Here is a 25060-nt window from a genome sequence, read left to right as displayed (position 1 = left end):
GATCAGGAAAGGTAAAAGGACGCATTGCGGACTCAAAATAGGCGCAGACGAGAAAATTTACGTGTCAGCCCGGATCCCCACCACTGGTGGGCCGCCAGCTTGCTGGTGGTAGATCCCCCTTATGCTCTTTAAACCCAAAATAATTATGAAAGGAGATTTTTATGGCATCTTCAAAAGTGACAATGAAAATCGACGCCGTGATCTACGAAAAAATTTCGGCCGAGGCTAAACGAAAACACGTCAGCAAAACTGAAATGTTGGAGTCGATTACCGAAAAATATTTTCGTGATTTAGAGATCGAACATGGCAATGATGATCTAAAATCGATCGTCCGAAAACAGAACGAAAACATTGAAACAATCGCAGCAGATTTAGAAAAACTGGTTGCTGACTCTGCAATCAACAAAAATATTATCGAGATGTTTTACCAAGAGATCACCGGTTCATATGATCCCGATGATTTAGAAGGTAATTTTTAAATCATCGGGTGCAGTTGATCATTTGTATGAGCTTGAGTCAATGTATGAATTCGGTACGGATGAGTACAGTACAACCTGCGTAATAAAATTACGCCAACAAGTTGATGAAGATAACAAACGACTCTTCATTAAAACGAAACAGAAAAACAAAAAGCATTAAGAGGTAATCAAGATGACTGAGAATAAAATGACGGTTCGTTTTTACAAAAAAACATCAGCACAACTTGCGTATGTTGAGAAACTTTGGGAGAACAATCCGATGCTGGTTGATAAGATGCCAGGAACGCGTAACGCATTTATCAATATGCTGTTGACTGACTACTTATCAATCATCATTAAAAATCAAGATGGCAATAACAAAGTTACCTATGAGGACCTGAAGAAAAAATTACTGACACCAAAAAATACTCAGCTAGAAGAACTCAAACGAAATCAATATCACTTAGAAGATCGGATCAATGCAATGTTTTATCTTCTATTGATCAGCAACAAAGTTTTAGCTGAAAATGGCGGCTTGAAAGAACTTGGATCCATGTTTGAATATGGGACTCCTGAGTACAAAATTTATCATGAGCTGATGAACCTGGTCGATGAGGATAACAAACGACTTTTTGCTTCGGTACGTCAAAAAAACAAACAGAAATAATCAAAGGTTGGTGACCTAAAATGCGGATCAAAAACAACAAGGATTTTTATCGTAAGCTTCATGCACTTGAAGAAGATGAAGAGTGGTACAACAATGTTGGCCAAGAAAGTGATCTGAATGTTTATATGGATGACGGCAATCCAGAAGCTGATGTTAGGACTGTGATTAAGGATCGCAAAGCTTTAAAAGAAATTCGCAAACAGCTGGGAGTAAATCCTCAGGCTTGGCGAACGGGTAGCAAGCGTGAAGCAGTCCGACTTCAAGTGACCTACTACAAAAACTTTGGCCTGAGTACCGCGGAAATTTCAGAAATTCTTGATATCTCAGCCAGCACTCTGCGTCATAACTATCTGCCGTTTAAGCCAGGTGAAAAAATCAGCAATGACGTCCGAGTTGAGCTGCGAGATGAGTGGGGCCGACACGTATCAAATTAATCAAGGACGGTGAGCAGAATGCCGATGACCAAAGAAGGTAATCGATCGCCAGATATCATCTATACGCAAACGTTTCACGTGGCGCAGGCAAAATATCTGGGCTATACGGAGCGCAAGAATGCAATTAATCCAGAACGTGATTTTGAGTTGGAAAACAATCCGCGCAATGATCAAATTCAAATCGATCCAGACGAAAAATTTGCTGGCTATATTGGTTATATGGACCGAAAAGCCGCAACAAAACTTGAGTATGGCGTTGATGATAATCGTTATCCTACATTTACTCGCGAAAGCCTAAATATTGACGACAAACAGCACCAGCGCCTGCTTGACGATCTAGATTTAGCGCAAAAAAATAAGACCATGCTTTGGGCAGGCGTGGTCTCTTTTAGTCCAGAATTTATTCGTGAGACTGGGTTGTATGACGAGAAAACCAAGACGGTTAATCAACGGGCTATCAAGCTGGCAATCCAAAGAGCAATGCCTGACTTTTTAGCGGCTGAAGAATTGGATAATGATCAGACTTTCTGGTGGGGCGATGTGCATCTGAATACGGATCACGTCCATGTCCACCTGGCGATCAGTCAGCGCGAGAATACTCGGCCATTGAAAAATGGTGAGCCGGTTGGTATGTTTCGTGCTAAGTCGCTTCGGAAACTAAAAACTATTATCCATCAAGAGTTAACCCATCCACTCAATCGAGAGCACGATATCGGACTTGATAAAGAGATTGCTCATATCCGTAAAGATATGGTTGAAAACGTCCAATGGCTGGCCCGTCATGATAACTATCAGCAAAAGATGCTGCGCGATATCTACTGGTCATTGCCTCAGTATCGTGATAAACGTAAGTGGCGCTCAAGCAACCATAGCCAGGGCTTCAAAAAATCGCATGAGCTGACGGATAAGCTGGTTGATGATCTCCTCAAGAGTCAGCTGGCTGATGACTATCGGAAATTCAGACAAGCTGTTCACGAAAAAGATGTGCAAAGCCGTAAAAAATATGGTCAGCATATTAAAGACACTGAGAAACGGCGCGACAAAGCTTTACGTGATTTTTTGGCCAATCGGATCTATGATTACCTGCGTGAGGTTGATCAAGAGCAGGAAAAAAACAACCATCAGGTATTAGAGAAGATTGCCTCGCAAGGAGTTGACGAAAATAAGCGCCTGCTTGAGTTAGAAAAGGAACAATTGGCCAAATTAAATCCAGCGTCAAAAGAAGCACAAGCATTGCGTAAACGGTTGGGATTACGACGGCTTTATCTGCGTCAGGTTAATTTAACAGCTCGGGCCGATGCTATTAACACTCAGCTAGCTCAGATCGAAAAGTTAGATGATACGTCACCAGCTAAGGAGTATTTTGTCCAAGTCTTAAAAGAACAGCGTGAACTGGTTAAGCTTAAAAAAATGCCTAAGTCTGAGCGAGAGCGACGTGGTTTGACGAACCGTTATCGTGAACTTTCTAGACGCTACGTTGATGCAAAAAAACTCCCGATTCAATCAGCTACTCCAGCTGTTGTCAAAGCCAGGATCTACCAACTTGCTCAAGAAGCAAATGTTATTTCTAAATATCCGGATTCACCTGCGGTACAGTTGATGATCCTCGATCACCATAATACTGATAGCGTACAGGACACCATTAACCATTATCAGACACAACAGGAAATCTTGAAGCTGAAACAACAGATTTACCTAAACAATCGACAATATGGTCGAGACTTTGAGAAGCGAAATGCTGTTAACCGTCCGCTCTTTAAGGAACTTAAACATAAGTATGTAATCCTAGATAAAGGGGACCAGCATGATAGAATGACTGTCCATCGTAAAGAGTATCTTGATCAAGCCCAAAAAGATGCGCAATGGAAAGTCCAGACTAAACGTGGCGGCTTCCGGATCTTGAGCAAGTTTGATCAGCTGCTGACCGGCTTACAGCGTGATGGTCGTCGCAACATGAACGCAATACGAAAACACCTGGATGGAGAAGATGAGATTGATCGTGCCGATCGTGAAGAGGAACGTGAATCACGTGGAATCTAAAGGATTGTGACTATAATGGTCAAAGATACTAGCGAAGAGCTTTTTGATTATATTTTGGCATTGAAGGCAATGGCAGTTCTGGCTAATCCAGACCGAAAACTGTACTCTGACTTTGAAGTTCGAGGCAAAACAACCTTACAAGAGCCAGTTGTTGATGAGAATGATGGCTGGGGGTAAAAGCCAAACTAAAAAGGCGCTGACTAGGTAGCCATGCCTTTAAATATGCTTAATTGAAAATTTGTGTTATAATGCCAATAGAAAAAGCAAGGCCGCTTTAAAGGCGGTAGCTTTGGATGATGAAACAGTTTAGAACCGTTCGTACCCTCTGCTAAAGTTTACGAACGGCTTTTGTTATTTTTTAATGTAGCTTAACAGTGCGATCAGAAACGTACCGAAAGCTAGCATTAGCGATAAAGCGTCGTAAACGCTCATCGTGACTGATCCTTTCTTCGGATTTATGTGTTGCATAAGCACCACCACCTAACGTTTGGAATCAGCTACCGTCCAATAAAACTTCCTTGCTGAATCATTATAACAAAAAAAGATCGGTATCTAAAAATGATGCCGGTCTTTTATTCGTCTAGAATGCCTTTGCCTGTTCTTCTAAAATTGCAAGTTTGTTCATACAATTTTGAGCGCCCGTTCAAGGCGCTTTTTTTATGGCAAAAGTTGCACGTTTGCTAAATATAGAGAAGATTAGGCTATAGCTTGTCAACCACCATCGGCTAAAGTCGATGGCTTGTGAGCAGATACCCCTATATTGAGTATCTGAACCACAATTTGCATAGATACGGACAGTTTACCCAAACAGCCGTGATTATTTGAGCAGTGACTGTCTAATTACCAATGCCTTTTACGTCCCCAGGTTGCCATAGGGACGATTATCAATAGTTGCTAGATAGTTAGCTTTATGATGTTGCAATTACTCACTTTGGTTCTCAGCAATGCAATTGCTAAGCTGATTACTATCTACAAATATCATAGCATAATAAGCCTATCCATCCTATGACTAAAGTCACGGGATTTCCGGCTAGGCATAATTAAATTGGGGGCCGTTAAATGGAAAATTACGATCTGGGCCTGATTACCAGCTTAGAGCATGGTATGGCCAGTGGGATCATCTTAGGCACGCAGGAGTCATTCAGCATCAAGATTAAGCCTAATGCGGCTGGGTCGCTGTCGATGTACATGGTCGTGGCCATTAATGATGATCATACCGATTTTGTCTATCAGGATTAGAAAAGGAGCAGATAAAAATGTCAGCAAACGTTAAGAAGCAACCGATCAGTCAAGAATATTTTGAGTCAAAGATGCTTGAATTCTACGATAACTGTAACGTCACTCGTGAACAGGCCATGAAGATTTTTACCTGCTGTAAGGACATGATTCCGTTAATGCTATTGGGAACGCCAGAAACGGTCGCTCGGGTCTGCTATCGAGAATTTACTGGCGAGAAGCTGTAGGGGGCGATTTAATGCCGTACGTACTCTTGTATCAAGCCCGTAATAACAATCGATGGTTTTGGACGGCAGACCAGAAATTCACGTCAAAAAAAGATCAAGAGTTGATGACCTGGCAATCCTTAACTGGGTTGTATCAGGATTTTGATAATCTCAAACAGGACTACCCAACGCGGTTTGGGGCTAAACGTGCAGATGGCTTCTTTGCTCTTAATCTGCAAGATCGGAAAACCTTACCGTTATCAGTTAAACCAGATCAGGATCCAGAACCGATGAAGGCGGCCAGTCGTTACGTAATTACGGTCAAACAGGGGGCTGATCTGTACTACTTCCGTAAATCTACGAAAACTTTTGTCAAAAGTGCAAATGCAAATGCTTCAATCTGGGAAGAGCTGAATGCACCAATTGAACTGGCTGAAAAGATTCTCCAGACTAAAACAATCTGGAACAAGCAGAAGAAATGTGATCCGTCAACGCTACGGATCTATGATTTAACCATGGGCGCCTTTGTCTGGGATCCTGCAACTACAGATCAGCATGCTCTACAGGCTAATTCTTTATACCGAAATGTTCGGCGACGGATTGCCAGACACTTGGCAAATAGTCCACGCCTTGATGACAAGGCGGCGATTAAGCATAATTTACCGACTATTGACCTGGATCTGGAACAAATACTGGCGGCCTTGGACGTGTTGATAGATAGTCTTCAACAAAAACCCTCGGTCGATCATTTGCTAAACTACTACGATAAGAGCGTGACGCAAGATCTTCTGCATACGATAGAGTTGACCGACACTGAGATGCTAGATGCTTCAAAAATCATATCGTTAATTAAAGAGACACGCGTAAAGCGTCGTAGGATTAAAGATTTGAGTATCTTTTTAACAGCGCTGGCTAATTCTTTTGATGTTGCAAAATTCCTAACGGCATTGGAAACTAATCCGTCATATGGCAGTAGTTATTCCTTTAAGGATAAGGACACGGCTGATATAGTTATGGGTATTATCAGACAACAAGAAGGTGAACAGGTTTGAAAGAACAACTCCGAAAAAGATTTGAATTTTCTGGTGATGTTCCAGTTGATCTATATCTAAAACGTCTAAACTCATTAACGCCTGAACAGTTGTTAGACTTAAAACTAAGAACGGAGTCTAAAAAAAGAAATATTGATCTCACTCAAAAGATATACTGGGGCGTAATTGGTAGTTTAACCGTGGGCTTACTTTCAACTTTGATATTTTCAATTCGTTCTGTTTCGCAAACATATCCTTATAAACTGGATAGTTTAATTGGGAATGCCATCTTGCTGGTGCTAGGCTATTTGATTATGGCTATTACAATACAGATATTAATTCAGCATATCCATAATACTATTTATAACCATCTGGAACTGATCAAAAAAATTATTCATGAAAAGGAGCTTTAAATGAAGTCGCGGTTTCATGACTGGGGAAAAGTCAGTTGTTTCTTGTTGTACTCAATAATTTCAGCTATCTATTGTCATAAATTAATAGGTCTGAATTCAGAAATCAAAGCAAAATCTTATTTTTTATTGCTTATTCTGAGTTGGAACGCCAGTTTACCACGCATTTTGACCAATTATCCATCTTTAGTAAAACTCTGCTGAGAAACGATTTTAAGGCGGTAGCAGCCAAAGAAGTCGGTTGTTCAATTGAATTGAGGTGATCAAATGTTAATCTTACGTGGCCACTTTACTTCTGCTGAGTTGGCAAAAGCCTTTGATGTTTCCGAAGATACGGTTAAGCGCATTGCTGGTGACAAGATTCAATTTAAGCAGATTGGTCAAACACGCAAAGCAGTCTTAGGAGAAGGCGTCTCTGACTATATCGGGAATAACCTTACGATTCCTGAATGTAGTCGCTTGCTTGGCAGGTCCTTATCTGATGATCCAAAGGGTGCTTTTTTAGGGATTACTATTTATGGTGCGCCGGATACTGGGGATCATGTCATACCGCTTGAAGACGTAATTCATGGCTATAACTTGTATCTCAATGATATTGACGATGGTTATTGGGATTAGGTGCGGTCAAACTTGTGTAGATTGATAAATCGGATATTCTTGTTAACAGATTATTCTTAGTGCAACAAGGAGATGTGATTATGCCTACAAAAGAACCGTATGCCCGCAACTGGTGGTTTACTTGCGACTCAGAAACATTACCTGCAAAATGGCGTGAGACTCTTGATAAAGAACAGACTGCTTGGATAGAGAGCCCACTACACGATAAAGACATCACTACTAATGGTGATCCGATTAAGCCATACCTGCATATCATAATGATGTATAAAGGTGCCAGAAGCTATTCCCATATGAAGGCAATTACTGATTCACTTGATCAAGAAGCACCCAGAGTAGTGAATGATACTAAGTGCCTGGTCCGCTTCTTTGTACATGAAGATGATCCTGGAAAGCATCATTATAATCGCGATGAGATTATTTGCCACGGTGGCGCAGATTCAGAAAAATACTTTTACATTTCTCCTAGAGCTAAAAAGCGTGCAGAGAAAAGAAAAAATGAAGAGATTTTGAAGAATATCGTGATCTATACAATGGAAAATAAGATAACTAATTATGATGATCTTGTTCGGTATATTCTCGATAACGAAAAACATGATTGGTTGAATGTACTCAGTACTGATCATGGTACGATGCTTGTCAGCGCATTGATTGAATCAATAGAACGAAAACAAATGGAGATTTGAAATGGCCAAATATGATCGTGATATAGCTCAAGCACAAGAATTTTTGTCTAGATTGCAAGATACTTTTGAAGAAATGGTTGATGAACAATGTGACAAAGGAATGCCATTAAGCAGCTATGCAGCTATTTTAGCTCTTGCTGGTTTGGTTAACGATATCGCTCATACACTTAACCATACGCCCCAAGAATTACTTAAAATTATGATGGATGGAGTTAGCTATCCTGAATTTGATAACCATCAGTGATATCAAGGTAAAGGCTCTGCGAAAACAGGGCTTTTTTTATTGGCCAAAGATTGAATTTCACCAGCTCGCCTTAAATTAGAGATAAATCTAAAAGGTGGTGAGAAGATGCTTAATCCAATTGGCTTGTCGATGCAGGAGATGGGACGCGTAATGGCCAGTCCGGCAACGATGGACCAGGGTATCTATCTGGCTCACGATCTCGATAGCAACCAGTATTTCGTACTGGATCGATTGAATAACAGTGATCAACAGCCATTTGAATTTGAAACGTTTGATGAAGCATATTCTTTTGCAAAAATAAGGGAGCGAACGACGATGGAAAAACAACAAGAAAAAAAGGTGTCGCCAGCCGAGATTGAACGGTTTGCAACCAGTCGCAAGTCGCAACAGATCTTAAAAGACGGGACGAAAGATATTGATTCCATGGAACGATTGGTTAATCAGGTCAGTCCTGTAATCAGCTATGGTCGGGTCAATAGTCTCTTACTCTCCCAAGCGCATGGTGAGCAGGACTTTATGACCAAACAGGCCTGGACGCGTAATCAAGGTTTGCAGGACGTTAATTTTGATCAGCTTAATGGGGTCAAGGTATTCGTACCAAACCCTAAACAGCAGGGTCAACCGGTTACGTTTGGCGTTGGCAAGATGTATTCGGCTAATGAACTGGCAGCGAAATATCCGGCTAAAAGTCCGCAAGTACAGGCAATGGCGTCCCAGCGTAATCTGATGAAACAGGCATCGCAAAATGAACGGGTAGGTGCCATGGTTGGTTCCCTACGCGAGTTGCAGGTACCAAAACCAGCGTGGGTCTGGTCAAAAAATCAGATTCATGCCATTCAAACGCATATATCGCGTCATATGGCCTTTGCCAGTGTCGGACTGACTGATACGCCATTCCATTTCAACCAGACTGAACGGCAGGTAATGGCCAACTTGAAGCCTGATGAGCTGAAGGAAATGTTTTCCAAGTCCATGGGGCTGGCCAGCAAGATCAACCGGACGGCTAATCGGCAATTGTATCAAATGAAAAATCAGCAACGGACGATAAACCAGCCAGTCCAGGCTAAACCAAAGGAGCGTTAAACATGGCAGAAGAGACTAAGTACGTTTACAGTAATGGTGTTGATACAATTGGCTACACCGCTGTTGAATTGATGAATGGGCTTAAAGGTGTTGATCTTCGTCCTTATATGTCCTCTCGTGATATATTTTTATCGTGGGCTGGGCAACTGGTAACTAGTGATTCTAGTATGAAGTTCGCATATCAATTACGACCATTGCGCCGTCTGGAAAAGATTGGCCAAGACGATTGGACGTTGATTAATCTAGTAGACCTAAAGGGGCAAAAATTACCAGGTTTTGAAGGCGAGGATAAAGCCATTGAAATTATGGGTGAATTTGGTATGCCAGGCGACTCGCATATATTGATGCACTATGGTCAAGATACGCTGGAGATGCTCAAGGATTTTGATGATTTCCAAGAAGATGATTGGCAAAAGGCCTTTGATAAAGCTATCGAGAAGGCGCCTGCAAAAGCAAAGTCTGGCGAGGATCTAGAAATGCCGAGAATCACGGCTGATGAGGTTAGCCAAGTAGTCTATGAGCCAGAAAGGACAACAGGGTTTACGCAAAATCAGCTAAACCAGAAGATTACACAAGCTAAGCAAATCTTGAAAAATGAATATGTACAGGATCGCGTTAGTCAGCAGGCAATCCAATTCCTAGATAATTCTAAAGTGCCAGTTGAAAAGCGGTGGGATCTTGCCGATCGGATTATGGACGTTTATCAAAAGAACCAAGAGCATACTAACAACGTTAAATTTGATAGTGAAACTAAATATATTTTTGATGGCGGAAATACTCCAGTCAATCCAGTCGGATTTACAAAAGATAGATTAGCAGAGTGGGCAGCACTTAATGAGTTTGATGCACCTACACTTACAGAACAAGTTAAAGCGTATGCACGGTTTAGCCACCGTCGATTTAGCTATAGACTAAATCCGCTCGTACGAACAGAGAAAGTCTATGAAACTCCTGGGATTCTGATCAATGTAGTTGATCTGCAAAACAATCCAGAGATACCAGGCTATCGAAATGCTGATAAAGCCATTGAGATTACTGGATACGAGTTTTTGCCAAGTCATAATCGGGTGCATTTACTGATGCCCTACAGCAAAGAGACGTTAGATAGTCTACGAGATTTTAGAGACCTACAAACACCTGAGTTTGATCAAGCAATGAACCGACTGGCAAAAAAAGTGCCAAGCAAAGTAGAGCGTGGTTGGGCATACTTGCCGTTGATGAGTGATAAACAAATTAAAGAGATCACCTATCAAAAAGCTCCTGTTAATGTTCAGAAACTTAGTCCTAATTCAGTTCCTAAGAAAAAGGATCGATCACGTTAGAAACTGAGAACCATTACTCAACGGTGATGGTTCTTTTTATTTACTTCGTGCCACGTTTGGGACGAAGTTGGTCAAAGATTGGTTTTGATCAGAAGCGTGTAGGATTATCTAAAAATGTGAAAGGCGGATAATAACAAATGGCAGAACTTAAAAACTTACGGCCATTCCTGCAATACTGGGATCAAGTGGCCAATTCCTATGACGAACAGGTTGATGTTTACAGTAAGTTGACTGGGGCAATTATCCATGACTGGGTTTACGACTACACCAAAGATGGCGATCTTAGCGTTGCTAATGGTGATCTGGATTGGATTACTGATCCATCAGCAACCGATGAGCAAAAACTAGCGGCCTTTGATCAATGGCTGGGCTTCAACACCACTGAAGATGCGATTGTTCCGACAATTGAGTACTACTTGAACGAACACCATGATGAAATTGAACAAGAAATCCAAAATCAAGAGCTGACACTAGAAAACGTCACCGATGACTCAGCAGAACGCTACATGGACGTTTTGGAAATGATCAACGATGAACCGGTGCCAGATAAAGACCGGATCTTAGGATATGCAGGCAGTTATGCCTACAAGCGCGATGGCGAGTGGCAGATCCAAGGGTCACACAATGCGTTTGACGAACCAGATGAGCAGAATCTGGGCTATAAGTTCGCCGGTAATCTGAAGGATCTGCCAGATGACGCACCAGTTTATGCGTTTACGAACAAAGCTACGGCTCCTGACGGTTTTGTTGGATTTATTACAACCAAGCAAGAGTTGTTGGAACAAACTGAAGACGTTTTACAGCTGAATGGTTACCCAACTACTGACCACAATCTATATAAAATTGCCGAAGAGATCCTAGACAAGTCGAATTGGGAGCACACGGGGGAAAAAGCCGCAGGGATTGCGGTTAACATTAGCCGTTATCCTGAAGATTTCAAATTGGATGGCCCCGTTGAAAATAAACCATTAGAAGATTATATCAAGCAGTTCGCTTCTGTCGCTGATCGATACGGTCTGACTCTAAACAACATGGGCAACATTGCAGTCGATTATGATACGCAAGAGGTCTGGTTTGATGTTGGTTTGGCAGTACCATCAGTTGAAAGCAATGAAAGCCATTTTACTTATACTGTTTTTAATAATGTTCTCGAGGCCGCGAAGGCTGGTAAACTTGAACAGCTGGCGATGAAACAGCTAGCTAAAGATGCCGAAGAGATGACGCCGGATTCAGTCAAAACATTTGGGGCGTACGAAGAAGATCTTGAGGAAAGAATTGCCAATAAGTATCAGGAAATCAGTGCCGAAATTCAACAAGATCTGGCTGATCAGCAAAACCTTGAAAAGCAAACAGGACTAAAGGTGATCGGCTATGATATGGAAACAACCGGTTTGCACCCTGATCAAGACGATATCCTAAAGCTGTCAATTGTTGATGGTGATGGCAATGAACTGTTCAACAAGTTTTTTAAGCCTACGAAAAAAGATGAATGGCCAGAAGCCGAAAAGGTTCACGGTATCACACCGGAGATTGCAATGGATCATGCTGAATTCAAGGATTGGCAAGAAAAGGTCCAGCAGATTTTTGACCAAGCGGACGTAATTGTCGGTTACAACCAGCGCCACTTTGATGATCGCTTCCTAGCGGCCAACGGGATTAAAATCGATCCAGCCAAGGAAAACCATGATCTGATGCTTGAGTATGCGCAGGCAGTTGGTGAGCCAGTACAGCTGAAAAATGGCAAGACGCAGTTACGCTGGTTTAAGCTGGAACAGGCCGCGGCCTTCTATGGTCATGACTGGGGAGCAGGCAAGGCGCATGATAGTCTGGCTGATGCTCGGGCAACGGCCTTTGTCTATCAGCAGATGCATCCTAAACAGCCAACGCAGCCAAAAGAGATGGTCAAAGAATATCTAAACTATCTGCACCAGTACAAGCCGCAGTACGAAAATGCCCCAATGGGGATCAGTACCAGCCTATCGATGTTTAAGGAAATGTCGGACTACCTGGTAAGTGAACAGCGAACGCCTCGGTATACGCCACGTCAGTTGCAGTCGATGGTTCGGCAAGGCCTGACGGAGCTGGAACAGACCAAGGAAACCGTCTATCATGATGAACGGGTTGAAGCAGTAAAGGACAAGATTCTGACTGACGATCCTACCGATACGGGCGGTAAGTCGTATGCTGACGAAACGACTGAAGATTTCATGCAGACCGTCTTTGGTCAACGGCTGGACGTTGATTTCAAAGAATTGAATGATGCCTTAAAAGAAACGGGGATTGAACCATTTTCGGATCCATACGCACAACAAAAGCTGGATCGGGCGGCGCAGGTCTTAAAGACCGACTATGCGCAGGATCAAAGCATCAAGCAGGCCCTGGATTATCTGCATGACAAGAAACAGCCATTGACAAAGCGCTTGGAGATGGCCACCAGCATTATGACCGGTCGTCAGGCACAACAGCCAGCTAAAACGATGACCAAAACGCATAAGTCAACCCGATCACGTTAATAGCCGAGAACCATTGCTCAATGAGTGATGGTTCTTTTTTTTTTACTTCGTGCCACGTTTGGAACGAAGTTGGTCAAAGATTGATTTTAGTCAGAAGTGAATAGGGTAGATGCAGACAACAAAAAAGACGCCCGGATGGACGTCTTTAAATCAAAAATAAGCATTACAGGTTTTGGCTTTACGCGTGACGTACAGCAGGGCTGATTACCAGTAACACGCAACGGGCTAACCTTTTTTTGATTAACGTGGGTTCGCTATAGCCGTATCAAGCCCCAACTCTTTACGGGTTAAATCATATCATAAACAGAAAGGAAAAGCCATCATGCAACGTCCAATTATCGTGCAGTTGGATCACGAGTATTTCAATGAAGACGATAGTCTAGTGATCGAACAGCCAATTGCCGAAGCCTTAAAGAAAAGTCAGCGGCCCTATGTCGAAGGAACTTTGGTGGCTGACGAACACAACACCTATTTTGTACCGTTTCGCAGTAATTTAAATCCGAAGCTGACCGGCGAGTTTCCGGAGCTGGTCTTAAAATTGCCGACTGATGATAAGCCGCAGGCCGGATTGGATCTGACCAAGCTGGTGGTCGTCAGCAATGAGCTTAATTTTAAGGTCAACCGGGGCTATATTGGCCGAGACCAGTACAACGATCTTTCGTATCGTCAAGATGAATTGCAAACTAAGATTGAAAACTATATCAAGGGCTATAAACAAGAGGTTCTGCAAGGCAAGCCGCTCAGTCCGCAGTATCGCTTTTCAACGCTAAAGAGTTTTCACAAAGAATTGGGTCTACCAGAAGCTAAAACGCACCTGATTGAAGACCGTCGCTTGGAACAGGCCGCGCAGATTATCAAAACCGCGTATGCGTATGATCAAGATAGCGATCTGGTACTTAATTACTTAAAAAATCATGAGTTACCCTTGGCTAAACGCTTAAACATGGCTAACAAGATCATCTATCGTCAACAGGCTCGCGTCAATCAGCTGACCAGATCACCAAAACGTCAGGCCCGTTAAAAATCAACTTCGTGCCAAACGTGAGACGAAGTTGGCTGATGATTGAAATTTTCCAAGATCAACTAAGCTTGAGAAAAACTTGCAAGGAGTGAAGATTATGGCAGAAGAGCCAGAAGTAAAGGTTGTGGAGTTTGAGGACGCGGCCCTTTTTGAAATTGACGGCAAACGCTATGAACTGGCGCTAGAAGATAGTCATCTAGTCCACGAGATTGATGCTCGGTTGGCCAAGATTCCAGCCAGCCGTTATGATATGAAGGACTTTACGATTACCGTTCCGTATCTGTTTGAGGTTCCTGGATTACACAAGTATCTTGACGTTGACCTGTCAATTGCCTGTCAGCCATGGGATAATCAGCCAGATAGCTACTATGTCAGCACGAACTTAGGGATTGAGCAGGCCCATCTGCGTGACAAGCGCGAAAATGAACGGGTTGAAGAAGAAAAAGTCGTTATCGACGATGATTTTGAGAGAGTTGAAGGCCGAGGCGATAGCTATGCCATCAAACAAAACGACAACTGGGTGGTGTATGGCGCATACGACGTGATTGATGATCCTGATGCAGCCGATCATGATAGCATTACCTACAAAATCAAGAACTTGGATAACTTCAGTGAACTAGCCGGGGACGTACCTGTATATGTTTCCTCATCTTCACTGGACTTCTCACAAGGTACGAACATTTTTGACAAAGATCATATGGTCTCGGCCCGTGATATGGATCAGCGACAATTAAAGAGTGTTTTCATTACTAAGGATCAGGTGCTGAAAGATGCTGCAAAGATGCTGGAAAAGAATGGCTTTGCGTTGAACCAGCATAATCAAGAGTGGCTTGCCAAAAAGATGATTGAACGGGCAGGAGCCAGTCACTATGGCATAGAGTCGGATATTGAATATACCAATGCTGAAATTGCTGATCAGCTAAAGGAGAAAAATTCTGAGTTACTACAAGAAAGAATTGAAGGTCGGGGCGGTAGCTATGCCGTTAAGCAAAACGACAACTGGGTCGTTCATGGCACTAGAGACGTGATCGATGATCCTGAGGCTAAGGATTACGCTAGTGTTGCCTACAAGATTAAGGATCTGGATAATTTTAGCGAACTGGCTGGGGACGTGCCTGTATACGTTTCTGACGGTACCACTGCCTTTGATAGAAATTACATGGTCTCTGCCAGTGATATGGAGCAATGGGACTTTGAAAATATTTTTATCACCAAGGATCAGGTGCTTAAAGATGCTGCCAAGATACTGGAAAAGAACAATTTTCCAGCAACAACGCATAATCAAGAATGGCTCGCTAAAGAAATGATTGAACGGGCTGGGGCCAGTCATTATCAGATGGAGTCAGATATTTCGTATACCAATAACGAGATATCTGATCAGTTAAAATACAATGTAGTTGATAAGTTTTACACACAATTGGACGGCTTTTATAAGGACTCACGGATTGAAGACAATAAACATAAAGTAGTTGACATTAATGATGGCCGGACACTCAATAAACTAATTTTGGCCGTGTATGGCGATGACGATTCAGAGATTAGTACAGTCATACGTGATCTGGATTATCGAGGCCTAGATGATGATTTGAAAGGGGCCGGAATGCCACGCCTAGACGAAAGAGATCCTGAGCTGTTGCAAGGTGATGGAATGAGCTACGCGGAAAAGGTTAACGGTAAATGGTATGTTATTGGTTCGCATGATGCTGATTCAAGCTTGCCAGACAATTGGAAAGCCTATCGACTGGGGCATATGACCAGCGACTACTTAGCAAGTCTACCTAATGACGCGCCCCTATTTACAACTCCATATATTTTTGGAACGGGAGGCTCTGAAGAAGATCTCACTTTAGTAGCCAAGGTAAAACCAGATAATGCTGATTATGTAACGAAAAAGCTCTTGATGACTCAGACCAAAGAGCTGTTAGAAAATTTGGAGTTTCCGATTACTGAAAAAAATCTGAACAAAATAGCGCAAGAGTTGCTTGACCAGGGGAATTACGGGAGCTATGATGCCGGGACCTATGATATGGTTGCTTGGAGCGATTCAATTGAGGACTCGTTTTTAAATGACTATCACACTTTACAACACTCACAGCTAGACGGTTTCTACAACGATCCACAGATTGAGAAGGTTAAGAATCAAAAGCTGGTCGAGGATAGCAATGCTGATATGGGCGTTCTCTTTGAAGGCGAGACGATCAGTGACTTTATTACCGCTCAACATGTTTATACTGAGGCTCGTAGTCTTGACTACAAGCAGTTGAACAAGGAGCTGGAACGGGCGGGATTGGAACGACTGGATCAAAAACGGCTGACGCCAAAATTTGAAGCAGTCATTGATGGCCGTCCGCAAGTACTGTCAGAACATGACGTGATCAGTCGGGCACTGAATACCATTCAACAAAAATATGAGTCGGATCAGGCAATGGATACAGTGGTTGACTACCTGCGTAATCCAAACCTCAATTCGCCTAAGAAACGGTTGAAACTGGCCACAAAGGTTTTAGAAAATGCAGAACACGTCAAGCTTCATAAGCTTGAGAAACCGCGCCCAATCTCAGAACTAAAGCCGTTTATCAAGAAATCCAAGGAACGCTAAATATCTTATCGATATCTTTTATATAGCTATTTGATATCGAATGTGTTATTATGGTTAATAACCAAACCGAGGTCATATCCATAACTTCACACACTAATATGGATATTCTCCCAAGCGCTGACCAAATAACTGGTTGGCGTTATTTTATTAACAAAAATAGATATTAGCTATATTCAGTATAGCTATTGAATATCTAATGTGATATTATAGTTATAGACCAAGCATGGTTGTAAAAATCATAAATACCCAAAAACTTTGAGCGTTGACTGGATTAGCCAGTTGGCGCTTTTTATTGGCAAATATGTTATTTTTGGTATTAAAATGATACGAGAAATAACAAACTAAGAAGGAGTAGGCCAAATGTTAAAAACGATCAGCAAAATACAAACGGTTGAAGCCGGTCTCCGTAAGAATTTTGGTTACGACCTGTTTCAACGCAAGAATATTCAGGCGGCCAAATATGGCGTATCAGATGCCGAAATGACGACAATATTGAGCCGGTTGCGACAACAAGACAAGCTGGCTGACTTTGGCGTGGCTGGCCTTTATCAGTTTATTCAATGGACTTATGATTTGGGCTTTCCCCTTGAAGAAATGGCAGGACCTGAAGAGGTGACAAATTTCCTATATCTCGATGATAATAACGGATATTACTATGGAAATGATCTCTTACTTTATCTAGGCCTGAGTGATCAGGTATCACGAATGAAGACTATCGCTTCTAACAATGTTAGTAGAAAACAATTCAAGAAAATTTGTAATGCAGATTTGATGGTCAAGCCAGCGCTAACAAAAGTGACCGTAGAAAATAAGCGCTTTCTCCAAGCAGTTGATACAGTTTTAACACCAGGAATGCTGTCAGTAGAAGGTTACACGGCAGAAGATGTAGTTAAACGGTTGGCGAAGTATGCTTTAAGTGATGGATTTTCTGTTGAAAAGGCTAAAGAGATAATTTTTAGCCTATCCCCAAAATCCATTAAAATACTTTTGGTAAAAGGATTCTACGATGAAATATTTAAGTGAGGAACCATCTTTCAACCGATTAGTTAAGCGAACAGCTAGATACTATGATATGTGGCCAGACGAAATTATAAAAGATTATTTTATGATGATGGCGCTAAAAGCTGTTGTTAAAGAAGATCCTAATTTAGTAATGAAAGGGGGAACGTCATTATCTAAGGCCTATAATATAATTAAACGTTTTTCTGAAGATGTTGATATTGCGGTTAGTTTAAATGAAAAATATTCTCTATCTAAAAGTAAGCTCAATAGAGACAAGTATCGTAGTGTTTCACGAGGTTTAACAGCAACTGGATTAGATTTTGAAGCAGCAGATTCAAATTTTGGAATCAGTGAAAGACGGAATATGAATGTTATCGCATTAAGACTACCCGTTAAACTCACTCAAACGTCTTTGTTGGACTATGTGAAGATTGAAGAAGAAACATTTTCTCCAGCATTTCCAATTGAAAAACGGCTAGTGCAATCCTATTTGGGCAGGTTTATTCAAGAAAAAACAAAGGGATATAGCGAAGTACTCGAAAACTATCCGGAACTAAAGAGCTTTTCTGTTCTAGTCCAACGTCCAGAACGTACCATGGCTGATAAGCTGATGGCTATTGCTGATGATTATCTTCATGATCGTTTATATCCGGATGCTCCGAAAACAGCAGTACGAAGTAGGGATCTTTATGATATATCACAAATTAATAAGTATCTTGATAGTACTGATTATGACTGGTCAAAATTTCCAAAACTATTCTCTGCTGTACGTCGTGAACGATTTTTGGGTGATCAGAAAACAGCAATTTCAGCTGATCCTAAATATAACGTTGGTAAATTAATTGAATTAGCCCTACAAGATAAGAAGTTAGAATATGCTGATGATTTTTCCCGTAATACAACAGGATTGCTTACCGGCCATGAGTCAAGACTTTCGTTTGATAAATTATTACAACAGGTTTCATCTTTGATAAGGCAACCTAATTTTAGAGTGTTGTGGGTAAAACAGCCTGAATACCCATATACTACCAAGAAACAAGATCGGCATTCTTTATCCAAGAAAAAGGGGCGTGAGCGATAATTGAAGCAAGTTGTTAAAGTTTCTGATGAGGTCGAAGAGATGATCAAACAGCTCTTTGACGAGAATCGAGAATTGATGGAACGACTTAAAGATAAATAAGTCAGATCGCAAATATTGAGTGTCAGTTGATTGCTGCAACTGGCGCTTTTTTAACTTCGTGCCAAACTTGGGACGAAGTTGGCCAAAGATTGAATTTCGTCAGCTCGCTTTATCGTTAAGACAACAAATTACGATGAGGTGATAGTAATGGCAGAAGAACTGACAAATCCGCTGACCAGCCTGCTGAAGCATAAATACGGTATCTCGTCGCCTAGCACGACGCTACGCTTCACGGAAAAAGACACGCTGATTACCAAGTGGCGCAAAACGGCCCAGTTTATCTTTAAAAACGGCGACTGGTCGGATCAAGACTATAAAGATGCTATCTTAACCTACTATGCAGAGCACCCAGCTCCCGGTGAATATGTAGAAGATAGAGATCCCTATGTTTATAAGCAGGGAGAGCGTAGTAATTTACATTTTGTTGAAGACCATATTGAACGGATTAAAAATACGGTAGCTCGTGATACAAAAGGTAAGTCAACACCTGAAGATATGGAGATCTATAAAGTCGGCTTCCGAGGTAACGGCGCTCCAGAATACTTTGTGATTGATCAGGCCAACCATTTGACGTCCAAACAGGGGGAAAGCTACCATTTTCGAAATGATCCAAGTGTCGGCTCTTGGAAACTTGGCAATGCTAATCTGACAATCGGCTATGCAAAACTGCACAATGATGTTCTAGCTGAATTTGACAAACGCAATGATTTTGCTACGGATAAGGAAAAAGCCACGGTACGCGCACTTGTCGGTAAACGACTGGCAATGCTGGCTAAACCGCAATATGCGAAAGAATTTCCTTCATGGTTTCAGACTACGAAATTTGGCGACTGGACGCATGAAGAATATCTGGCACGGACGGAGCAGGACCCACGTTTTGATGACAAGAATCGTCGTGTTTACGTTCAAAAAACACCATTGGGGCAGATTACGCACTCATTATCAGAGGACCGTTGGCGCGATGCGCGCATCTCAAATCAAGCAATCAGCTTTTTAAACGACTACCTGAATGACACCTACAACGTGGTTATTGAACAGCGCTATGAACGAGACCTGGATAAACAGACTCACGCGCGGGCCTGGGAACAAAAGAAGCAGATCAACAAAGAAACGCAAGCGATGATGGATCAGACGCAGCTGAAAAAATATTTTTCATCAGTAGAGCTGGATAATGATGTTGACCTTGAATTATATAAGCAGTTGTCGCCGGAGATGATGAACCTGCTTGAGCTTCTGCCAGCTGGCGATGACAAGCCGATTTTACGGCTTCGTAAGCTGGGCAACTACAAGGCGCAGGGTATGTATGTACCGTCTAAGAACACGCTGGTCGTTGATTTCCGGCGGCCAGGTGAAATCTATCAAGGTATGGCCAAAGATGCCGGTTCGGCTGGCTATACTTCGTTTATCCACGAGTATGGTCACTACCTGGATCGCCACCTGAAGCCAGGCGAAAAGCCATTGTCCCTGCAACCAGAATTCCGCAAGATTCTGCAAGCCTACCAGCGCAACGTTGATGAGAAGTTCCAAGATACGCCATTGGCTAAAAAGAAGAGTTATTTCACCACGCCGACTGAGGTTTTTGCTCGGGCGTTTGAACTTTATACCCATCAAGCTGGCTTACAGTCAAACCTGATTGGTACGTCCAAGTCTTATCATGCCCTGGAGTATCGGTGCTTTGATATGGCTACCTACCAAGAGGTAAAAGCCTACTTTGACAAACTGCCTGGGTTTGAGACGCTGGCTAAGGACTTGAATCAAGATATAACAAGGGATCTGGATCTGAAACCAGAGGCGGAACCAAAGCAGATGGCTGAGGCTAAATCTGAAGCCGTCAAGCCAAAGGAAAAAGCTGAAGAAAAACAGCCAGCGTCACAACCGGCAGCTAAAGAGGCACCAGAACCACAAGAAGAAGCTGAAGGAAAGTCTACAGAAGCCAAACCTAAAGCCAAGGCTGATGAAAAGAAGCCTGCTAAGGAAAGCGAACAGTCAGCCGACGCGGCACCGCAACCAACCGCCCAGGCGCAAAACAAGACCGATGCGGTCAAGCCCGAAGCTGGCCATTCCGATCAGCTGGATCTGTTTGCTCCTAAGGCACCGGCAGCCAAAGAGGCTGTGCCAAGCGATCCACGCCACAACAGCGAAGAGCTGAAAAACTACGATCGCTTGAAAGAATTTGCCGTTGATATCCTGGAAAAGTGGACCAAGACTCCCGAACGATTGGAAAAACTGATTGATGCCACGGGATCACGCCTATTGGAAAACAATCCAAATCGAGTGATTGAATTTGATCAATGGCAGACTGACCGCTTGCCACGATTGGTATCGGGTTATGAGCTATCCAAGGCAGGCGTTAATGTGTCCAAATATGAAGTACAAACGGTTCAAGGCTTTGCTAAAGAGCCATTGCAGGCTTGGGAGTCTACGCGCCTGTATAATCTCGACAATCTAATGGAGCAGGCAAAGCAACGCGATACGCTTGGCGACTACCAGCGCTTAAAGACCGTTGAGGACCATAATCGGCAAAAGGAACTGGCTGAACTGCCTTCAAAAGTCCTAAGTCAGAAGCTAGAGCAAAGCGGTATTCCCGATCCAAATGATCAATCGCTCAAGCCGGTAGTACGGATGGTAGCTCGAATCACTCGCCACGAGTTGACCGATGCCTTGACCAATAAAAAACAAGCGCCGTTTAAATTTACGCCTGAAGAGCGTGAATTGCTGAAGCAGACGTCGCCAGAAAAAATGAAGGGGATCTATTTGTCCTCGACAAAATCTACCCAGACGTTTTACAATCGTATTGCGAAAAAACCATCACTCGCACCTAAGCAAAACATTAACAAGCCAAAAGGTAAAGAGAGGTAGTAGCATGAACACTCCCGTAAACACGCCATCACTGGATCTGGTAACCATTGAGGCAATTAACGGCACGATGGCCACGGTACAGATTATTGGACTGGACAACAAGTTTGAAGCCATTATTCCGGACGGAGCGGACGTCAAGGTCGGTGAGATCTACAGTATTGCGATGGACTATAAACACCTGATTGTTGGCGATAACGTGCCTGATGAGGAGCGCGAAGAAGCGGACCGGCTCAACCGCTTGAAAGCCGATAACCTTGCTGAGATCGAACGTGTCGCTGAAGAGTTTGAACGACGCGCAGATCAGGAGTAATAATAGCAAATCTTAGACCAGTCTTAATGGCTGGTCTTTTTTAATCTTGTAAAATAGTTTATAATAATAGTGTTAATTGTAAGAAATATATTTTAGAAAGAGGGGTCCTTGATGAGCGGATTAACAATGACGCAAAAGGCCGAGTGGGTACTGGATCAGGCCCGGAAAAAAGCCGGTCACTCCTTTCAGATCTCAACGATCTCGAAGATGACCAGTATCTCACGGCCCATGATTTACAAATATATGGACGAGCCAACGCTATTGTCGGAACGTTCAGCGGAACAGCTGGCCTACTACTATGATGAACTGCACAAGTCGGTGGCTGGGCAGATGCTACAGGTAGCGATTGCCAAACAGCGCTTTAAGGATACGCAGGCGCGCCTTGTCAATATGATCAAGGACGCTAAGGACGAAACGCAACTGGATTCATACTCAGAAAAAGTGACTGAAGTGTTAATTATGTTACTCCAGAAAAAGGATTCGGAGCTATTGCACGTTTTAATTGAGTACCTGGGTGACGACGAAGCGGAATAAGAAACGATGATTTTACCGTAAAATCATTTACAAATTGATTTAAGATTGTATAATGAGATCATCAATTAGGAAATACAATTTTTGAACAAGAATCGAGGAGTTATTTATGGGGAAAAAAGTAGCTTTAACCGCAGCCGGGGTGGCTGCACTGACCACGGGCGCCGTTGCCACGACACAAACCGTTCACGCTGATACCGTTGCAACCAGCGAAACGGTCCAAAGTACGGCTACGGTAACGCCAGCTCAAAAGGCTCAATCCGCCGTTGACCAAGCACAAAGCAAGGCCGACTCAGCCAGTCAGATTGCTAGCGATGCCAACCAAAAACTGACCGAGGCCCAAAATACCAATAATCAGGCGCAATCAGCCGTTAATGATCAACAAAAGGTCGTTGACGCTGATCAGCAAAACGTCAACCAAGCACAATCAACGGTTGACCAAGCACAAAACGCGGTCAGCGATGCACAAAAGCTGGCTGATGAAGCAACGCCAGCAAACATTGAAAAGGCTCAATCCGCTGTTGATCAGCAAAACAATACGCTTGCAAATGATCAGCAAAAGGTAGCCGATGCACAAACGGCACAAAACGAGTCGCAAGCCAAGGCTGACTCAGCCCAAAAGGTTGTAGACGATACCCAAGCCAAAGTTGACAACCAGCAAAAGGTAACGGACGCGGCTTCCGATAATCTGAAGAACGCTGAAGATATCTTGAACAACAGCGATTCCGGCAAGGCTCAAAAAGCCGTTGACAATGCCCAAGCCAAGGTCAGCCAAGACCAAAGCGCGATCACTTCGCAAAACAACACGATTGCTAATGATCAGACAAAGATCAGCGATGCCAACAAGGCGCTGTCTGACGCTCAAAACGCTAAGACCAACGCTGATGCTAAGCTGACTGAGGCTCAAAAGGCGCAAAGCGAGTCGCAAACTAAGGCTGACTCAGCTCAAAAAGTTGTAGACGACGCCCAAGCCAAGGTTGACAATCAGCAAAAGGTAACGGACGCGGCTTCCGACAATCTGAAGAACGCTGAAGATATCTTGAACAACTCTTCAACAGCCAAGGCTAACGCTGACAAGGCACTGGCTGATGCCAAGGAAAAGACCAATGCGGCTCAAGCAACGGTCAACGCCAAGACTTCAGACGTGCAAAACGCGCAAAATGCCAAGACCAACGCTGACTCAGCACTGGCTAATGCCCAAACGGACTTGACCAATAAACAGTCTGCTCTGGCTGATGCTCAAAAGGCACAAAACACCGCGCAGGCTAACGCTGACTCAGCCAGTGCCACTCAAAAGACGGCGCAGAGTGCCTACGACACGACGAACAGTCAATTGAGCGACGTGCAGGATAAGCTGGACAACATGAACACGATTACGGTATCGGATGAATATGTAAATGCTTTACAAGCCTTCTTTAAGAACCAAAATGCAACAACTAGTCAGGCCGTTGAAGACGCGGCGGAAAAGCTTATCTCTGAAAATCAATACAAGTCCAATAAGGCCGATCAACAAATTCAAGTTACCTTTGGACCTAACCAACCGCTGTCTACTGATGTAGAACTAGAATTGACTCAATTTGTTGCTCAACTGTTAAACCCGATTCGCGCTCGCTTCGGTATGATTCCACTTTCAATCAATCAAGGGAGTTTGGATTTTGCAAAGTCTATTTCTCAAGCATACGATGCTGACGGATGGCATCTTGTTGTGAAAGGTTGGCATGATACAAAAGCGATTAATGAAGTCGCCGCGGATTATGGTCTTGCCCATGGTGCATTTAAGGATTATCTTCCTCAAATGTATGAGGATGCGGAAAGCGGATACTGGATTGATGGCAATCCCGTTTCCCCGATGACGTTTACTAAATCCTTAGATGAACTAAAAAGCCAACTATATGGGGCCATTACCGGTATGCTGTTCCAAGATGCTTCTCAAGATATTACTGCTGAATCAGCAACAAGTGATTGGGGTCACGCTAAAAGCATTGCTGGCTTAACTAATTCGATTTATAATCCTACAACTGAAGCCTTAGGTGTTATGATTGATTCAATGGGTAATGTTCATGTTATTGCTGTTACGGACGGTCATATTACTGATAATAATGGTAAGTATGCACAAGAGATGAACACTGCTTTTGCCGTACCAGACCAGCTGACTGAACTGACGAACCAGAAGCAGGCACTGACCGCCCAATTGGCTTCTCAGAAGACGACGCTGGATCAAGCTAACGCTAAGCTGGCAAGTGCCAACAGTGTTCTGTCTAGTGCCAAGACGACTACGGCCAACGCTCAATCTGCGGTAACTCAAGCTCAAGCTAATGTTGCTGAAAAGCAGGCCGCCGCTAATACCGCGGCTCAAAACCTGACCAACGCTCAATCAGCTCTGGCTAATGCTCAAGCCGCATTGACTAACGCTAAGACGGCTCAAGCCATCGCTCAGGCTAACGTTGACTCCTACTCAGCTGACGTATCGACTAAGCAGGCTAATGTTGCTAAGGCGCAAGTACAATACGACACGGAAAAGGCCGCCTTGACGCAGGCTCAAAACGAACTGGCAAATGCGAAGTCCGCTCTGGCAAGCATTCAAGCTGACCTGAATGCCAAGAAGCAAGCCGT

Annotated in this window: 24 protein-coding genes; 23 read left to right on the top strand and 1 reads right to left on the bottom strand. The window is 43.1% G+C overall.

The window, feature by feature from the left end; genetic code table 11:
- Positions 1-161: 161 nt before the first annotated feature.
- From FC47_RS05475 to FC47_RS10580, 5 genes are all read left to right on the top strand, one after another.
- On the top strand, positions 162-479 hold the full coding sequence (locus FC47_RS05475) for a hypothetical protein (RefSeq protein WP_056968336.1): 318 nt from the start codon (positions 162-164) through the stop codon (positions 477-479).
- Between the two features lie 172 nt (positions 480-651).
- Positions 652-1125, top strand: a complete 474-nt coding sequence (locus tag FC47_RS05470; RefSeq protein WP_056968334.1) for a hypothetical protein — start codon at positions 652-654, stop codon at positions 1123-1125.
- A gap of 20 nt (positions 1126-1145) precedes the next feature.
- A complete protein-coding gene (locus FC47_RS05465; protein WP_006499475.1) occupies positions 1146-1559 on the top strand; it encodes a hypothetical protein in 414 nt (137 codons plus the stop codon).
- An 18-nt stretch (positions 1560-1577) separates the two neighbouring features.
- Positions 1578-3599, top strand: coding sequence for a relaxase MobL (gene mobL / locus FC47_RS05460; RefSeq protein ID WP_006499474.1), 2022 nt, complete (start codon positions 1578-1580; stop codon positions 3597-3599).
- A 15-nt stretch (positions 3600-3614) separates the two neighbouring features.
- Positions 3615-3776, top strand: coding sequence for a hypothetical protein (locus FC47_RS10580; protein ID WP_006499473.1), 162 nt, complete (start codon positions 3615-3617; stop codon positions 3774-3776).
- Positions 3777-3950: 174 nt separating this feature from the next.
- Here FC47_RS10580 and FC47_RS10900 read toward each other — a convergent pair whose 3' ends face one another.
- Positions 3951-4031 carry a putative holin-like toxin gene (locus FC47_RS10900; protein WP_258442844.1) on the bottom strand — a complete coding sequence of 27 codons (81 nt, stop codon included), beginning with the start codon at positions 4029-4031 and terminating at the stop codon, positions 3951-3953.
- A 627-nt stretch (positions 4032-4658) separates the two neighbouring features.
- On the opposite strand from FC47_RS10900, the gene FC47_RS05455 reads away from it, so the two are divergent.
- The 18 genes from FC47_RS05455 to FC47_RS05370 form a co-directional block, all read left to right on the top strand.
- Positions 4659-4838, top strand: coding sequence for a hypothetical protein (locus FC47_RS05455; protein ID WP_006499472.1), 180 nt, complete (start codon positions 4659-4661; stop codon positions 4836-4838).
- A gap of 17 nt (positions 4839-4855) precedes the next feature.
- Entirely contained in the window at positions 4856-5062 is a 207-nt protein-coding gene (locus FC47_RS05450) for a hypothetical protein (RefSeq protein WP_006499471.1), read from the top strand.
- An 11-nt stretch (positions 5063-5073) separates the two neighbouring features.
- Positions 5074-6093, top strand: a complete 1020-nt coding sequence (locus FC47_RS05445; RefSeq protein WP_006499470.1) for a hypothetical protein — start codon at positions 5074-5076, stop codon at positions 6091-6093.
- The gene (locus FC47_RS05440) at positions 6090-6485 is read left to right on the top strand and encodes a hypothetical protein (protein ID WP_039945320.1); all 396 of its coding nucleotides are present in this window, start codon (positions 6090-6092) and stop codon (positions 6483-6485) included. Before FC47_RS05445 ends, FC47_RS05440 begins: the two co-directional genes overlap by 4 nt.
- Before the next feature lie 264 nt (positions 6486-6749).
- Positions 6750-7100, top strand: a complete 351-nt coding sequence (locus FC47_RS05435; protein ID WP_056968332.1) for a hypothetical protein — start codon at positions 6750-6752, stop codon at positions 7098-7100.
- Between the two features lie 80 nt (positions 7101-7180).
- A complete protein-coding gene (locus tag FC47_RS05430) occupies positions 7181-7783 on the top strand; it encodes a Rep family protein (protein ID WP_056968329.1) in 603 nt (200 codons plus the stop codon).
- A 1-nt stretch (position 7784) separates the two neighbouring features.
- Positions 7785-8027, top strand: coding sequence for a hypothetical protein (locus FC47_RS05425; protein WP_056968328.1), 243 nt, complete (start codon positions 7785-7787; stop codon positions 8025-8027).
- 105 nt (positions 8028-8132) lie between these two features.
- A complete protein-coding gene (locus FC47_RS05420; RefSeq protein WP_056968326.1) occupies positions 8133-9110 on the top strand; it encodes a hypothetical protein in 978 nt (325 codons plus the stop codon).
- Positions 9111-9112: 2 nt separating this feature from the next.
- Positions 9113-10432 (top strand): hypothetical protein, encoded by a 1320-nt coding sequence (locus FC47_RS05415; protein ID WP_056968324.1) that lies wholly within the window; start codon positions 9113-9115, stop codon positions 10430-10432.
- A 137-nt stretch (positions 10433-10569) separates the two neighbouring features.
- Positions 10570-12945, top strand: a complete 2376-nt coding sequence (locus FC47_RS05410) for a 3'-5' exonuclease (RefSeq protein WP_056968322.1) — start codon at positions 10570-10572, stop codon at positions 12943-12945.
- A 322-nt stretch (positions 12946-13267) separates the two neighbouring features.
- Positions 13268-13966, top strand: coding sequence for a hypothetical protein (locus FC47_RS05405; RefSeq protein ID WP_056968321.1), 699 nt, complete (start codon positions 13268-13270; stop codon positions 13964-13966).
- A gap of 97 nt (positions 13967-14063) precedes the next feature.
- Positions 14064-16565 carry a hypothetical protein gene (locus tag FC47_RS05400; protein ID WP_056968319.1) on the top strand — a complete coding sequence of 834 codons (2502 nt, stop codon included), beginning with the start codon at positions 14064-14066 and terminating at the stop codon, positions 16563-16565.
- Positions 16566-16925: 360 nt separating this feature from the next.
- On the top strand, positions 16926-17588 hold the full coding sequence (locus tag FC47_RS05395) for a hypothetical protein (protein WP_006499459.1): 663 nt from the start codon (positions 16926-16928) through the stop codon (positions 17586-17588).
- Complete coding sequence (locus FC47_RS05390; protein ID WP_056968317.1) at positions 17572-18648, top strand: nucleotidyl transferase AbiEii/AbiGii toxin family protein; 1077 nt, start codon at positions 17572-17574, stop codon at positions 18646-18648. The genes FC47_RS05395 and FC47_RS05390 overlap by 17 nt, the downstream gene beginning before the upstream one ends.
- Before the next feature lie 246 nt (positions 18649-18894).
- Complete coding sequence (locus FC47_RS05385; RefSeq protein ID WP_056968315.1) at positions 18895-21606, top strand: hypothetical protein; 2712 nt, start codon at positions 18895-18897, stop codon at positions 21604-21606.
- A gap of 4 nt (positions 21607-21610) precedes the next feature.
- On the top strand, positions 21611-21916 hold the full coding sequence (locus tag FC47_RS05380; protein ID WP_056968313.1) for a hypothetical protein: 306 nt from the start codon (positions 21611-21613) through the stop codon (positions 21914-21916).
- Positions 21917-22027: 111 nt separating this feature from the next.
- Complete coding sequence (locus FC47_RS05375) at positions 22028-22450, top strand: hypothetical protein (RefSeq protein WP_039945309.1); 423 nt, start codon at positions 22028-22030, stop codon at positions 22448-22450.
- A 106-nt stretch (positions 22451-22556) separates the two neighbouring features.
- A partial coding sequence (locus FC47_RS05370) for an SEC10/PgrA surface exclusion domain-containing protein (protein WP_056968311.1) occupies positions 22557-25060 on the top strand: 2504 nt, incomplete at its 3' end.

This window comes from Limosilactobacillus mucosae DSM 13345, assembly GCF_001436025.1.
Lineage (GTDB): Bacteria > Bacillota > Bacilli > Lactobacillales > Lactobacillaceae > Limosilactobacillus > Limosilactobacillus mucosae.
Note: the sequence above shows the minus strand (reverse complement) of the source record. Positions and strands in the feature narration are given on the sequence as shown.